Origin of the sequence: Ramlibacter sp. (assembly GCF_050250995.1) — a bacterium.
Classification (GTDB): domain Bacteria; phylum Pseudomonadota; class Gammaproteobacteria; order Burkholderiales; family Burkholderiaceae_C; genus Ramlibacter.
Genome location: NZ_JBFWNP010000034.1, coordinates 31,045 through 45,366 on the forward strand (window position 1 = coordinate 31,045; position 14,322 = coordinate 45,366).

At 69.0% G+C, this 14,322-nt stretch carries 6 protein-coding genes and 1 pseudogene; all 7 read left to right on the plus strand.

Going from position 1 to position 14,322, the window contains the following annotated elements:
- Positions 1-23 precede the first annotated feature (23 nt).
- The gene (gene purL, locus AB7E83_RS19385; RefSeq protein WP_428572405.1) at positions 24-3,965 is read left to right on the plus strand and encodes a phosphoribosylformylglycinamidine synthase; all 3,942 of its coding nucleotides are present in this window, start codon (positions 24-26) and stop codon (positions 3,963-3,965) included.
- Positions 3,966-4,014: 49 nt separating this feature from the next.
- Positions 4,015-6,618 (plus strand): sensor histidine kinase, encoded by a 2,604-nt coding sequence (locus tag AB7E83_RS19390; protein WP_428572407.1) that lies wholly within the window; start codon positions 4,015-4,017, stop codon positions 6,616-6,618.
- 89 nt (positions 6,619-6,707) lie between these two features.
- Positions 6,708-7,214 (plus strand): response regulator, encoded by a 507-nt coding sequence (locus AB7E83_RS19395; protein ID WP_428572409.1) that lies wholly within the window; start codon positions 6,708-6,710, stop codon positions 7,212-7,214.
- The gene (locus AB7E83_RS19400) at positions 7,181-9,784 is read left to right on the plus strand and encodes a sensor histidine kinase (RefSeq protein ID WP_428572411.1); all 2,604 of its coding nucleotides are present in this window, start codon (positions 7,181-7,183) and stop codon (positions 9,782-9,784) included. Before AB7E83_RS19395 ends, AB7E83_RS19400 begins: the two co-directional genes overlap by 34 nt.
- A gap of 278 nt (positions 9,785-10,062) precedes the next feature.
- A complete protein-coding gene (locus AB7E83_RS19405; RefSeq protein ID WP_428572413.1) occupies positions 10,063-10,620 on the plus strand; it encodes a response regulator transcription factor in 558 nt (185 codons plus the stop codon).
- 9 nt (positions 10,621-10,629) lie between these two features.
- Entirely contained in the window at positions 10,630-12,684 is a 2,055-nt protein-coding gene (locus tag AB7E83_RS19410) for a sensor histidine kinase (RefSeq protein ID WP_428572415.1), read from the plus strand.
- Positions 12,684-13,865, plus strand: a pseudogene (locus AB7E83_RS19415) (7TMR-DISM family protein); the annotation flags it as partial. The gene AB7E83_RS19410 and the pseudogene AB7E83_RS19415, both read left to right, overlap by 1 nt.
- Positions 13,866-14,322: the final 457 nt, after the last annotated feature.

Below are 14,322 nucleotides of genomic sequence, written 5' to 3' on the forward strand. Positions count from 1 at the left end.
TACCCCTCCAGGCCCCATCCAGCGTGTCCCTGCACATCACCGAATTCGAGGGCGGCCGTGCCCTCGGCGACTTCCGCGCCCGCCAGCTGCTCCCCCGCCTCGCCGCCATCGACGACCGCATCGCGGGCATCGCCGGCCGCTTCGTCCATCTCGTCGCGGCGGACCACGCGCCGTCCCCCGCCGAGAAAGAGCGGCTGGCGGCGCTGCTGACCTATGGCGAGCCGGCCGAGGACGGCGCCGTGGGGCCGCTGCTCATCGTCACGCCGCGCCTGGGCACGGTGTCGCCTTGGGCGTCGAAGGCGACCGACATCGCGCACAACTGTGGCCTGGCGCTCAGGCGCGTGGAGCGCATCGTCGAATACCGGCTGCAGATGAAATCGGGCTGGTTCGGCAAGGGCGCCGCGCCCGGCGACGGCAAGCTTCGCGAAGTCGCGGCGCTTCTGCACGACCGCATGACCGAGAGCGTGGTGGCTTCGCGCGCGGAGGCCGCGCAGCTCTTCACCGAGCTGCAGGCCGCGCCGATGGAGCACGTGGACGTGCTGGCCGGCGGCCGCGGCGCGCTCGAGGCGGCGAACGCGCGCTTCGGCCTCGCGCTCGCGGACGATGAAATCGATTACCTCGTGCAGGCCTTCACCGGGCTCGGCCGCAATCCGAGCGATGTCGAGCTGATGATGTTCGCGCAGGCCAACAGCGAACACTGCCGCCACAAGATCTTCAATGCCGATTTCACGATCGACGGCGAGCGGCAGGACATGAGCATGTTCGGGATGATCCGCAACACGCACCGGCTCCACCCGCAGCACACCGTGATCGCCTACGCGGACAACGCGTCGGTGATGGAGGGCAGTGCGGTCGAGCGTTTCGTGCCCGGCGACGCGCAGCGCTACGAAAAGGGCAGCGCCGTCCATCACGTGCTGATGAAGGTGGAGACGCACAACCACCCGACCGCGATCTCCCCGTTTCCGGGCGCGTCCACGGGCGCGGGCGGCGAGATCCGCGACGAGGGCGCGACGGGCCGCGGCGCGCGACCCAAGGCGGGCCTGACCGGCTTCACGGTGTCGAAGCTGTGGGACGGGGTCTTCGGCAAGCCCGAGCACATCGCGAGTCCGCTGCAGATCATGACCGAAGGGCCGCTCGGCGGCGCGGCGTTCAACAACGAATTCGGCCGGCCGAACCTGCTGGGCTATTTCCGCGAGTACGAGCAGGAGGTGGCGGGTGTGGCGCGGGGCTACCACAAGCCGATAATGATCGCGGGCGGGCTCGGCTTCATCGACGAGCGGCTGACGAAGAAGATTGCGTTTCCCGCCGGCACGCTGCTCGTGCAGCTGGGCGGCCCCGGCATGCGCATCGGCATGGGCGGCGGCGCGGCGAGCTCGATGGCGACGGGCGCCAACGCCGCGCAGCTCGATTTCGATTCCGTGCAGCGCGGCAACCCCGAGATCGAACGGCGCGCGCAGGAGGTCATCAACCAGTGCTGGATGCTGGGGGAGGCGAACCCGATCCTCGCGATCCACGACGTGGGCGCGGGCGGCCTGTCGAACGCGTTTCCGGAGCTGACGAACGACGCGGGACGCGGCGCGCGGTTCGACCTGCGCAAGGTGCCGCTCGAGGAGTCGGGCCTCGCGCCGAAGGAGATCTGGTCGAACGAAAGCCAGGAGCGCTACGTCATGGCCATCGCGCCGGAGTCGCTCGCGCAGTTCCGCGCGATGTGCGAACGCGAGCGCTGCCCGTTCGCCGTCGTCGGCGTGGCGACCGAGGAGCGGCAGCTGAAAGTCGTGGACGAAGGTGCCGACACCCCGGTCGACATGCCGATGGACGTGCTGCTTGGCAAGCCGCCGCGGATGCACCGCGACGTGAAGCGCATCGAGCGCACGGCGCCCGCCTTCGACCTCACCGGCGTTGCGCTGCAGGACGCCGCGATCGGGGTCTTGAGCCATCCCACCGTCGCCTCCAAGCGATTCCTCGTCACCATCGGCGACCGCACGGTCGGCGGGCTCTCTCACCGCGACCAGATGGTCGGGCCATGGCAGGTGCCGGTGGCCGACTGCGCGGTCACGCTGGCCGACTACAAGGGCTTCGCCGGCGAGGCGATGAGCATGGGCGAACGCACGCCGCTCGCGGCCATCGATGCGCCCGCCTCGGGCCGGATGGCGGTGGCCGAGGCCATCACGAACCTGCTCGCCGCGCCCATCGAGCTGAAGCGCGTGAAGCTCTCCGCGAACTGGATGGCCGCCTGCGGCGAACCCGGAGAAGACGCCGCGCTGTACGAAACCGTTCGTGCGATCGGCATGGACCTGTGCCCCGCGCTCGGCGTGTCGGTGCCTGTCGGCAAGGACAGCCTGTCGATGCGCACGCAGTGGACGGACAACGGGCAGGCGAAGAAAGTCACCTCGCCGGTCAGCCTGATCGTCACGGCTTTCGCCACGCTCGCCGACGTGCGCGGCACGCTGACGCCGCAGCTCGATGCGAAGGAGCCCGACACGACGCTCGTGCTGGTCGACCTCGGGCGCGGCCGCAACCGCATGGGCGGCAGCATCCTCGCGCAGACGCGCGGCGCATTCGGCGGCGAGGTGCCCGATCTTCACGAGGCAAGCGACCTCGTGAACCTCGTCGCCGCGGTGAACAGGCTGCGCGAGCAGGGACGCATCCTCGCCTATCACGACCGCAGCGACGGCGGACTCTTCGCCGCAGTCGCCGAAATGGCGTTCGCCGGCCACGTCGGTGTCACGCTCAACGTCGACCTGCTCGTCACCGAAGGCGACGGCATCGGCGACAGCCGCGCCGAATTCGGCGACGCGAAGAACTGGGCCTCGCAGGTGAGCGCGCGGCGCGAAGACCTCACGCTGCGCGCGCTCTTCAGCGAGGAGCTGGGCGTCGTGCTGCAGGTGCGCACGGCCGAGCGCAACGAGGTGATGCAGCTGCTGCGCGAGCACGGCCTGTCGAAGCACAGCCACTTCATCGGCAAGACGCGGCCCGGCAACCACGAACTGCAGGTGTGGCGCGACACGAAGCCGGTGTTCTCCGCGAAGCTGGTTGACCTGCACCAGGTGTGGGACAGCGTTAGCTGGAAGATCTGCCGCGAGCGCGACAACCCCGAGTGCGCAGACAGCGAGCACGCGGCGGCGGGCGATCCGCTGGACCCGGGCTTGTCGGTGTCGCTGACTTTCGCGCCGGACACTGCGCCCTTCGTCAACATTGGTGCAAGGCCGAAGGTCGCGATCCTGCGGGAGCAGGGCGTCAACTCGCACGTCGAGATGGCGTACGCGTTCACCGAGGCGGGCTTCGACGCGTTCGACGTTCACATGACGGACCTGCAGGCCGGCCGCGCGAAGCTTGCCGACTACCGCGGCATCGTCGCCTGCGGCGGCTTCAGCTACGGGGACACGCTGGGCGCGGGCATCGGATGGGCGCGCAGCATCACCTTCAACGCGGTGCTGTCCGACCAGTTCCGGAACTTCTTCGCGCGCACGGACACCTTCGGCCTGGGCGTGTGCAACGGCTGCCAGATGTTCGCCGAGCTCGCCGACATCATTCCGGGCGCGCAGGCCTGGCCGCGCTTCACGACCAACCGCAGCGAACGCTTCGAGGCCCGGCTGTCGCTTGTCGAAGTGCTGGATTCGCCCAGCCTCTTCTTCAAGGGCATGGCAGGCAGCCGCCTCCCCATCGCGGTGGCGCACGGCGAGGGCTTCGCCAACTTCTCGCAACGCGGCGACCGCGACCGGGCCATTGCGGCCATGCGTTTCGTCGACAACACGGGCGCGCCGACCGAGCGCTATCCGTTCAATCCGAACGGCAGCCCGGCGGGCCTCACCGCCGTGACCACGGCCGATGGCCGATTCACCGCGCTCATGCCGCACCCGGAACGCGTGTTCCGCAACGCGCAGATGTCCTGGACTTCCGGCGACAAATCCGGCTTCAGTCCCTGGATGCAGCTCTGGCGCAACGCGCGAAACTGGGTGGGGTGAGACTTCCGTCGCGGGATGACAACCCCGCGCTCGACGCAGAATGCCTGCCATGGGCTTGCGTGCCACATGGTTTCTCGTCTTGGTTCTGATGAGTTCGGCCGCGTGGTCCCAGGCGGCGCGGACTCATTCGGCCGCGAAGGACACGCCCCGCATCGACCTGGCGGCTTCCGTCGGGGTGCTCGAGGACCTGACCGGCAACCGGACGGCCGCTGAAGTGGCCGCGCTGGCGGCGAGCGGCGTCATGCGCCCCGCCGCGTATCCCAAGAGCGCCATGCTGCGGACGCATGCCGTCAGCACCCTCTGGCTGAAGATCGACGTCGCTGCCGCCGCGTCCGCCCCGCGGCAGTGGCTGCTGGCCGCCGGCTGGCCGGTACACGACCGGGTGCGCCTGTACCTCCAGTCCGCGGACGGTTCCTGGGCCGCTTCGCCGGAGACGGGAGCGAGGGTGCCGATGTCGGCGCGCGAGGTCCCCAACCGAAGCTTCGTCTTTCCGGTCGAACTGGAGCCCGGCCGCACCCAGGCCATGCTCCTGCGCATTCAGGACAGCGGCGAGTCGCCGATCGACCTCGAACTCTGGCAGCCCGAAGCCTTCCACGCCGCCGACCGGGCCACGGAGAACCTGTACATCCTGTATTTCGGCATTTACGCGGGCCTGTTGTTCTACAACCTGCTTCTCTTCGTCGTGGTGCGCGACCGCCGCTACCTCACCTACACGGCCTTCATCACCACCATCGCACTGGCCGTTGCGGGCAACACCGGCATTGGCGCGGTCCACATGTGGGGCGACTGGGGCGGATGGTGGAACAGCCGCTTCACCCACATCGCGTATTCGCTGGTCATCGCCTATTCGGCGACCTTCACCCGGCACTTCCTCTCGACGCGCCAGCGCCTTCCCGCCGTCGACCAGGTGCTGCGGGTCGCCACCTGGATGGGCATCGCGGCAGCGGCGGCCTCCGCCGCGCTGCCCAAGTTCCTGGCGGATGTACTGATCATTCCCGGCTCGTTCGTGTTGACCGTCACCACGATCGGCCTGTCGGTCTTCGCGGTCGTGCGCAGGTGGCCGGGCGCCGCCTACTACGGCGCGGCGTGCATGGCCTTCCAGCTCTCGGCGTTCGTGGCGGCGCTGCGCTTCACGCAGGCGGTCGACTGGAACATCACGGTGCCGGGCGCCGTGGCCTTCGGCAGTTCGCTCGAGATGATCCTGCTGTCGCTGGCGCTCGCGGACCGCATCAACGAGGAGCGCAGGCTGAAGGAGCAGGCCCAGGCGCACGCCATGGCGTTGCTGCGCGCCTCGCAGGCGCTCAGCACGGAAACGCGGCTCGATCGCCTGTACGCACGGCTGTGCGGCGTGATGGCGGAAGTCGCGGGCGCAACGGACGTCCAATTCGTCGTTCGCGAAAACGCAGCGGACCGGTGGTTCCTGCACGACGGCCCCGAAGGAGGCGAACCCTTGTCGGTCGACGAGGCGGGCGCGCGCGGCCTGCTGTGCGCAAGCGCGTTCCGCTGGGTCCGGAGTTCGAGCCAGTCGCTGGTCGTGGCCGACGCGCGGGAAGACCCCCGGTTCTCGACGGACCCGCGGTTTGCCGGCGTGGCCTGCTGTTCGCTCCTGGCGCTGCCCATCGTCCATCACGGGGCGGCGGTGGCGGTGCTCATTCTCGAGAACCGCGGACAGCGCGGTGCGTTCTCGGACGTGTCGCTCGCGGCGGTCGAGGCCGTCGCCGGGCCGCTGGCCGTCAGTCTCGAGAACGTTCTGCTCTACGAACACCAGGAGCAGCGCGTCGAGGAGCAGACGAGAGCGTTGCGCGAAACGCAGCACAAGCTGCTCGCTACCGCGCGGCGCGCCGGCATGGCGGAGATCGCGACCAACGTGCTGCACAACGTGGGCAACACCCTCAACAGCGTCAACGTGGCGACGCACCTGATGCGCACGCGCCTCGCGGGGTCGCGGCTCCAGGGGCTGGCCCGGGCCGTCGATCTGCTCGACGAGCATCGCGAGGACCTCGGCGCCTTTCTCCTGAACGACTCGAAAGGCCGCATCCTGCCGGAGTACCTGCGCAAGCTGTCCATGGTGCTCGAGGAAGAGCGGCAGGAGCTGCTGGAGCACCTGGGCCGACAGGCGACCAGCGTCGACCACATCAAGAACGTCGTCGCCACGCAGCAATCGTATGCAGGTCCCTCGGTGCTGACCGAGGAGGTCCGACCGAGCGAGCTGATCGAGGACGCGTTGCGGATCGCATCGAACGCAGTGCCCGGCGAGGGACTGGAGGTGGTGAAGGACTTCGTGGACCTGCCGGCGGTGCGCCTGGACAAGACGCGTGCCGTGCAGATCCTCGTCAATCTGATGACCAACGCGCGGCAGGCGATGGAAGGACTGGCGGCGGATGCCCGCAAGCTCACGCTGCGGCTGGAGACGGCGGGCGGCAAGCTGCGCTTCCAGGTCGGGGACGCGGGCTGCGGAATCCGGCAGGAGCACCTGCCGCGCATCTTCTCGCACGGCTTCACGACGCGCGAGGCCGGCCATGGCTTCGGCCTGCACAGCTGCGCGGTCGCCGCCGGCGAGATGGGCGGCAGCATTGCCGTACAAAGCGAGGGCGAGGGCCGGGGCGCCACCTTCACGCTCGAACTTCCCCTCGTGCCGGCCGGCCGAAGCTGACCGGGACGCGATCCCGATAGCTCGACAGCATTCCATTTCACCCGAAGGTATTGCAGAATATTCCGACAGAAGGAGAGCGGGACAGCCAGATGCAGTACGAGAACCGGCGGGTTCTCGTGATCGACGACGAGCCGTCGATGCACGAGGACTTTCGAAGCGTCTTGACGGAATCTGCGCCCGCGGATTCGCAGATTCGTTTCGAGCAACTGGAGTCATCGTTGTTCGGCAACGGCCCGCGCGCGCAGCGCCTCGGGTTCGAGGTGTCCTCCGGCCACCAGGGCGAGCAGGGTTTCGAGCTTGCACGCGAGGCCCTGGCAAGGGGCATGCCTTTCGCCGTCGCCTTCGTCGACATGCGCATGCCCCCCGGGTGGGACGGCGTGCAGACCGTGAAGGCGCTGTGGCGCCTCGATCCTCGCCTGCAGGTGATCTTCTGCACGGCCTATTCCGACTATTCGTGGCAGGACACGCTCGACGAGCTGGATGCGCGCGACCGCCTGCTCGTCGTGAAGAAGCCCTTCGACCCCATCGAAGTCTGGCAAGCCGCCGTTACGCTGTGCGCGAAATGGGCCCTGGAGCGGAGACTCGAAGCCGCCTGAGCGGCTGGCTGCACCGGGTGCTCGCGCTGGCGGGCCTTGCGCTGGCGTTCGCATCGTTCGCATCGTTCGCGGCGGATGCGCCGGTGCATCGCGTGTCCAGGGATGTCGAGCGCGTCGTCCTGAGCGATGCCGCCTGGGCGCTCGAGGACCCGTCCGGCAATCTCACGGTCGATGCCGTCGAGGCGCTCGGCCGCAAGGGCGGGATGAAGACGGTGCGCACGCAGCGCATCTCGCAATACCGGCTCGACAAGGAGCGCGCGTACTGGACGTGGATGGACATCGTGGCCGAGCCGGGCGCGCCGGAAGAATGGACGCTCGAGATCCCGCGGCCCCTGATCCAGAACATCCAGGTCTTCGTGCGCGAAGGCGGCGGCGCCTGGAAGGCGTTCCCTGAAGTCGGCGCGGAGCTTCCCTTCGACACGCGGCCGGTCGACCAGCGCTTCTTCCAGTTTCCGGTCCGTGTCAAGGCGGGTCAGACGACCTCGGTCATGGTGCGCGTTCGCCACCTGGGCAACGCCACGTTGCGCGTGGTGCTGTGGCAGCCCCAGGCGTTGCAGAAGACCCAGTTGCCTGCCTTCGCATTCATCGTCGTGTATCTCGGGCTGATGGCGGGCATGCTGATCTACAACCTGCTGCTCTACTTTTCGCTGCGCGACCGCGGCTATCTGTACTACGTCTGCTGCGCCGGATGCGCGGCGCTCGGCATCGCCTGTCTGGCCGGCGTCGGACAGCAGTTCTTCTGGGGCACGTGGACCTGGTGGAACACGCGGGCCATGTGGGTGCTGTTCGCGCTCAGCGGCATGTTTTCGGCGATCCTCACGCGGCACTTCCTGCACACGCGCGAGCGACTCCCCTGGGGCGACAAGGCGCTGAAGGTCATGGCATGGGTCGCCGCCGTCGTCGCGCTCCTGGCGCTGGGCGGGGCGCACATCGGCGCCGCGCTCGGCGGCCCCACGCAGGTCATCCTGACGCTCGTCGTCACCAGCGTGTCCGTCGTCGCGATGGTTCGCGGCTGGCCCGGCGCGAAGTATCTGTGCGCCGCCTGGGGTGCGCTCTATCTCGGCGTGGCCCTGCCGACGCTGCGGCTGTTGATCCCCATGCCCTTGTTCGCAGCGGAAAACGCCTTCGCAGCCAACAGCTTCGCGGTGGGATCCGCGCTCGAGATGATCCTGCTGTCCTTCGCGCTGGCCGACCGCATCAACTTCGAGAAGCGCCAGAAGGAGGACGCGCAGGCCCTCGCCCTCGGCATCCTCCAGGCCTCCCAGGCGCTGGGAAAGGAAACACGGCTGGACAAGCTCCATGCCCGCATGTGCCAGATCGTCTCGGCGATCTCCGGCTCCATGAACGTCAGATTCGTCCTGCGCGATCCGGACCTCGGAAACTGGTTCCTGTACGACCTGGGCGGCGTGCGCATGCCGGTGGAAGAGGCCGGGCAGGGCGGATTCGTGAACCTGGAGGCCTTGCGCGCCGTCGAACGCACGCATCAGGCGCACGAAGACGCGACCTCGCTCGTGTTGCCGATCAGCCCGCACGGGGCGCTGGATGCCATCCTGTCCCTCGACAAACCCGCGAACGGGATCGCGCCGGCGGCACGCGCCGCCATCGAGGGCATCGCCGGGCCGCTGGCCGTGAGCCTGCAGAACGCGCTGCTCTACGAGCGGCTGGAGCAGCACGTGGACGAGCGCACGCGCGAGTTGCGGCAGACGCAGCAGAAGCTCCTGGAGACGGCCCGCCGCGCCGGCCGCGCCGAGGTCGCCACCAATGTGCTGCACAACGTCGGCAACACCCTCAACAGCGTCAACGTGAGCGCGGAGCTGATGCGCAGCGAACTCTCGCGCTCGCGTGCGGAGGGGCTCGATCGCGTGGCGGAGCTCCTGAAGTCGCGTGCCGACGGCGTCGACACCTTTCTGGCCGACGACCCCATGGGGAGGCAGGTGCCGAAGTACCTGCAGGAACTCTCCGATGTGCTGCACCACGAGCGCGAGAGCATGAAGGAGCACCTGAGCCGCCTGGTCGCGAACGTGGACCACATCAAGAAGATCGTCGCAATCCAGCAGACCCATGCCGGACCGTCGGTGATGATGGAGCGGGTGGTTCCGGGCGATCTCGTCGACGAGGCGCTGCGCATGAAGGAAGACGCCATCGCGGCCGGCGGCATCGAGGTCGTCAGGGAATTCGACGACTTGCCCGCGGCGGATATCGACAAGACGCGCACGCTGCAGATCCTCGTCAATCTGATCGAGAACGCCGCGCATGCCCTCACGGAGGGCCACGAGGGGCCGCGGCGCGTGACGCTGGGCGTGCAGTCCGAACCGGGCAAGCTGCGCTTCATCGTGCGCGACAGCGGCCGCGGCATCGCGCCGGAGGATCTGTCGCGCATCTTCTCGCACGGCTTCACCACGCGCAGCGGCGGCCACGGGTTCGGCCTGCACAGCTGCGCGATCGCGGCCACCGAAATGGGCGGCAAGTTGAGCGTCCACAGCGACGGGGCGGGGCAGGGAGCGACGTTTGTCCTGGAACTGCCGGCGGTCGGGGCTCGAGAGGCATTGCCCGCACCCGGAGGACTTTAGTAAGCGAGACTAACGTATAGGGTGCGGTGACAAGCGACAGGGCCGGTCACAGAATGGGCCGTCATGTGGATTCGCGCACTTCTGGTGACGGCACTCCTGCTCGGACCCTGCGCGGCCCGGGCGCAGGGCACGGTCCACCGCATCGCGCTCGACACGCCGCAGGTCCGGCTTACCGGCGCCACGGCGGTCCTCGAAGACCCCACCGTTCGTCGCGGTGCCGGGATGACGCCTCGCTGTTTTTTGCGGAGGGTCGCAGTATGAGTGCTGGAGGTCGCGACATGGGGGGTCAGGAGAACCGGCGGGTGCTCGTCGTCGACGACGAACCTTCGATGCACGAGGACTTCCGCAGCGTGCTCGCGTCGCCCGCGATGGCCGCGGCCGACGCGCAGTTCGACCAGTTGGAGGCCCGCGTGTTCAGCGCCGCGTCCCGGCGCGAGCGGCGCGGATTCGACATACGCTCGGCGCACCAGGGCCGCGAGGGGCTCGATCTTGCGCGGGGCGCAGCGCTCGAAGGCATGCCCTTTGCCGTCGCCTTCGTCGACATGCGCATGCCGCCCGGCTGGGATGGCCTGCAGACCGCGACGGAACTCTGGAAGCTCGATCCTTCCATGCAGATCGTCTTCTGCACCGCCTACTCGCCCTATTCGTGGGACGAGGCGCTCGAGAATTTCGAGCGGCACGACCGCCTGCTCGTGATCAAGAAGCCGTTCGATCCGATCGAGGTGTGGCAGGCCGCCTGCACGCTGTGCGCCAAGTGGAACTTCGAGCGCCACGCGCATGCGAAGATCGCGAGGCTCGAGGAGCAGGTGGGCCAGAGGTCGGCAAGTCCGAGCTGATCGCCGGCCATGCTGCACGCGGTACTGCTCCTCGCGCTGGTTCTGACGGGGCAGGCCATGGCCCAGGGCGGCGGCGTCGCGCACCGCGTCTCGGCCGGGACGACGCACGTGGTCCTGGCGCGCGACGTGGGCTTTATGGTCGATCCCTCGGCCACGATGACCGCGGCCGAGGTGGGGGCGCTGGGGGACTCCGGGGTCATGAAGCGCGTGGCTACCGCCCACATCCCGATGCTGCGCATCGACCGCAACGAGGCCTTCTGGATTCGTTACGACGTGCGCGCGGACGCAGGCGCGCCCCGCGAATGGATGATGGAACTCGGGCGCGCCAACGTGGCGAGGATGCAGCTTTTCGCACGGTCGCCGCAGGGTACATGGGAGGCCTTTCCCGAGGCCGGGTCCGCGGTGCCGTTCTCGTCGCGGCCGATCGCGCATCGTCACTTCGTCTTTCCGGTCCGCATCGAGCCGGGCGCGCTCAACGCCTTCCTGGTGCGCGTCCAGTATGCGGGCCCATCGACTCCGCAAGCCGCGATCTGGCAACCCGCCGCCCTGCGCGCCACCGATACGGCCATTTTCGGCCTCTTCTGCCTGTACTTCGGACTGGCCGGCGGCATGGTGCTGTACAACTTGCTCCTCTACGTCGCCGTGCGTGAGCGCGCCTACCTGCTGTACACCGCGTGCGTGGCCTGCACCGCAGGCTCGTTCGCCGCGTCGACGGGGCTCGGCGCGCAGTTCATCTGGGGCGAATTCACCTGGTGGTCGAGCCACTGCCTCTCGGCGCTCTACTCGGCCGCCATGCTCTTCTCGGCGTTGCTCGTCCGGCAGTTCCTGCAGACGCGCGACCGCGTGCCGAACGTCGACAGGGTGCTGCGCGTGCTCGCCTGGGTCTGCGCCGCCGGCTTTGCGGCATCGCTTGCATTGCCCACCAACCTCTCCGCGATGATCGTCGTGCCTGCGGCCATCGTTCTCATGATGGTCATTCCAGGCGTCTCGCTTCACGGCGCGCTGCGTCGGTGGCCGGGTGCCCGCTTCTTCGCGGCAGCGTGGTGCTCCCTCTACGTCGGCGTTCTGCTCGCCGTCGGCCGCACCTTCGCGCTCTTCGAGGACAACCTCCTGACGGAGAACAGCCTCGCGATCTCGTCCGCGTTCGAGATGATCCTGCTGTCACTCGCGCTCGCCGACCGCATCAACGACGAGCGGCGGCAGAAGGAGGAAGCGCAGGCGCGGGCGGTCGACGCTCGCCGGGTGGGCATGGCCGAGATCGCGACCAACGTGCTGCACAACGTCGGCAACACCCTCAACAGCGTGAACGTGTCGGCGGAGCTGATCCGCTCGCGGCTCGCGAACAGCCGTTCGGGCGGGCTCGCACGAGCGGTCGGCCTGATGGACGCGCAGGGGGACGATCTGCCGCGGTTCCTGCGCGACGACGAGCGCGGCCGCATGCTGCCCGGGTACCTGCGCGAGCTGTCCGGCGCCTTGCAGCGCGAGCGCGAAGAGATGCTGGACCACGTGGCGAACCTGGCCGGGAACATCGACCACATCAAGCGGGTGGTCGCGACGCAGCAAGCCTATGCAGGCGCATCCATCGTCACGGAGCGGATCGACGTGGGCGATTTGATCGACGACGCCTTGCGCATTGCGGCTGCTTCGTCGGGCGACGGGCGTGTCGCCATGGAGCGGGTCGTGGCACCGCTTCCGCCGCTGCGCCTGGACAAGACGCGCGCCCTGCAGATTCTCGTCAATCTGCTCGCCAACGCCGTGCAGGCGGTGGCGCAGGGCCTGGCGCAGGGAACGACGACCGCGCCGCGCGTCACCGTCAGCGCCGCGGCCGAGGGCGAGCGCTTGCGCATCCGGGTCCAGGACAACGGCTGCGGCATCGACCGGGCGAACATCGCGCGAATCTTCCAGCACGGCTGGACGACGCGCGCGGGTGGCCACGGCTTCGGCCTGCACAGCTGCGCCAACGCGGCCGAGGAAATGGGCGGCTCGCTGACCGCGCAGAGCGACGGGCCCGGGACCGGCGCGATCTTCACCCTCGACCTGCCGCGGGTCGAGGCGGCGCGCTGATGGTGCGAACGCTTGCGGCGGTGTTCACCGCGCTCCTGTGGGTCGCGTTCCTGCCGCTGGCAGCGGCGGAGGCGGAAACCCGCGATGCCATTCCGCGCGCTTCGGCGGCCACGGAGCAGGTCAGGCTCACGCGCCATGCCGCGCTCCACGTCGACGCGACCGCCCTGATGACGGCGGAGGAAGTCGCCGCGCTTGCCCGCACGGGCGGGATGGCGCACACGGGCAGCGCGCGAATCCCGATGTTCAGGGTCCCGAAGGGCGAGGCGTGGTGGCTGCGCTACGACGTCGAGGCGGACGCCAACGCCCCGCGCGCATGGTCGATGGCGCTGGGGCGCCCTTCGATGAACTTCGTGCAGCTCTACTCGCAGGGCGCGGACGGCCGCTGGACGGCTCATCCCCGGGTCGGCATGGGACTGCCGTTTTCCGAGCGGCCGACGCCGCATCGACGCTTCGTGTATCCCGTGACGCTGGAGCCGGGCCGCATCAATTCCTTCCTCGTTCGCATCGACCATGAAGGCGCGGCGACGCCGCAGGCGACGCTCTGGCAGCCGGCGGCACTGCAGGCCGAGGACAAGGCATTCTTCGGCATCGTCAGCCTGTACTTCGGCCTGGCGGCCGGAATGGTCCTCTACAACCTGCTGCTGTACGTTTCGATCCGCGATGCGTGCTACCTGATGTACGCGATCTGCGCGGCATTCACCGCCGCTTCGTTCGCGGCGAGTTCGGGACTGGGCGCGCAGTTCGCGTGGGGCGAGCATCCCTATTGAGCCAGCCACTGCGCGCCCGCTCTCAATTCGATGGCGATGCTGTTCTCGGCGATGCTCACCCGCCGGTTTCTCGACACCCCGGCGCGCCTGCCGCGCTTCGACAAGGTCCTGGTCGCCGCGGCCTGGTTCTGCGCGGCCGGCGCCGCCGCGCCGTGGGTCGCGCCGCAGACGTTCTCCGCCGCGCTCACGACGTGCGCCGGCATCGCCATGATCGTCGCGGTGCCGGGCGTTTCGGCCTATGCGGCCCTGCGGCGCTGGCCCGGCGCACTCTTTTTCGCGGCCGCCTGGGGAGCGATCTACCTGGGCGTCCTGTTCACCGTCGGCCGCGTCCTGGGCATCCTGGAAGACACGGTCCTCACGGAGAATTCGCTCGCCATCGCATCGTCGTTCGAAATGATCCTGCTGTCGCTCGCGCTCGCCGACCGCATCAACGACGAACGGCGGCAGCGCGAGCAGGCGCAGGCGCAGGCGCTCGGCATGCTGGATGCGTCGCAGGCGCTCGCCGCCGAAAGCCGGCTCGACGGCCTGATCGCGACTCTGGAGCGCATCCTCGCGCCCCTGACGGGCGCGAGGTCGGTGAATCTGCTCTTGAGCGAGGACGATCAGGCGACCCTGTCGCCGGCCGAGGGGGGCGGATTGCGCGTCCCCGTCGTCCATCAGGGCCGACAGCGCGCAGTGCTGCACCTCGCCGGGCTCCACGGCCCGTTGTCGCCGCACGCGCAGGCGACGATCGACGGCATCGCCGGGCCGCTCGCGGTCAGCCTCGAGAACGTGCGGCTGGTCGAACTGCTCGAGCAGGTCGTGGCCGAGCGCACGCGCGAGCTCGGCGCGACCCAGCAGGAACTGGTCAACGCCGCGCGCCGAGCCGGCA

Coding starts and splice junctions, on each gene's coding strand:
- AB7E83_RS19410 (WP_428572415.1), top strand. CDS start 10,630: ATGCTGCACGCGGTACTGCTCCTCGCGCTGGTTCTGACGGGGCAGGCC.
- AB7E83_RS19405 (WP_428572413.1), top strand. CDS start 10,063: ATGGGGGGTCAGGAGAACCGGCGGGTGCTCGTCGTCGACGACGAACCT.
- AB7E83_RS19395 (WP_428572409.1), top strand. CDS start 6,708: ATGCAGTACGAGAACCGGCGGGTTCTCGTGATCGACGACGAGCCGTCG.
- AB7E83_RS19390 (WP_428572407.1), top strand. CDS start 4,015: ATGGGCTTGCGTGCCACATGGTTTCTCGTCTTGGTTCTGATGAGTTCG.
- AB7E83_RS19400 (WP_428572411.1), top strand. CDS start 7,181: ATGGGCCCTGGAGCGGAGACTCGAAGCCGCCTGAGCGGCTGGCTGCAC.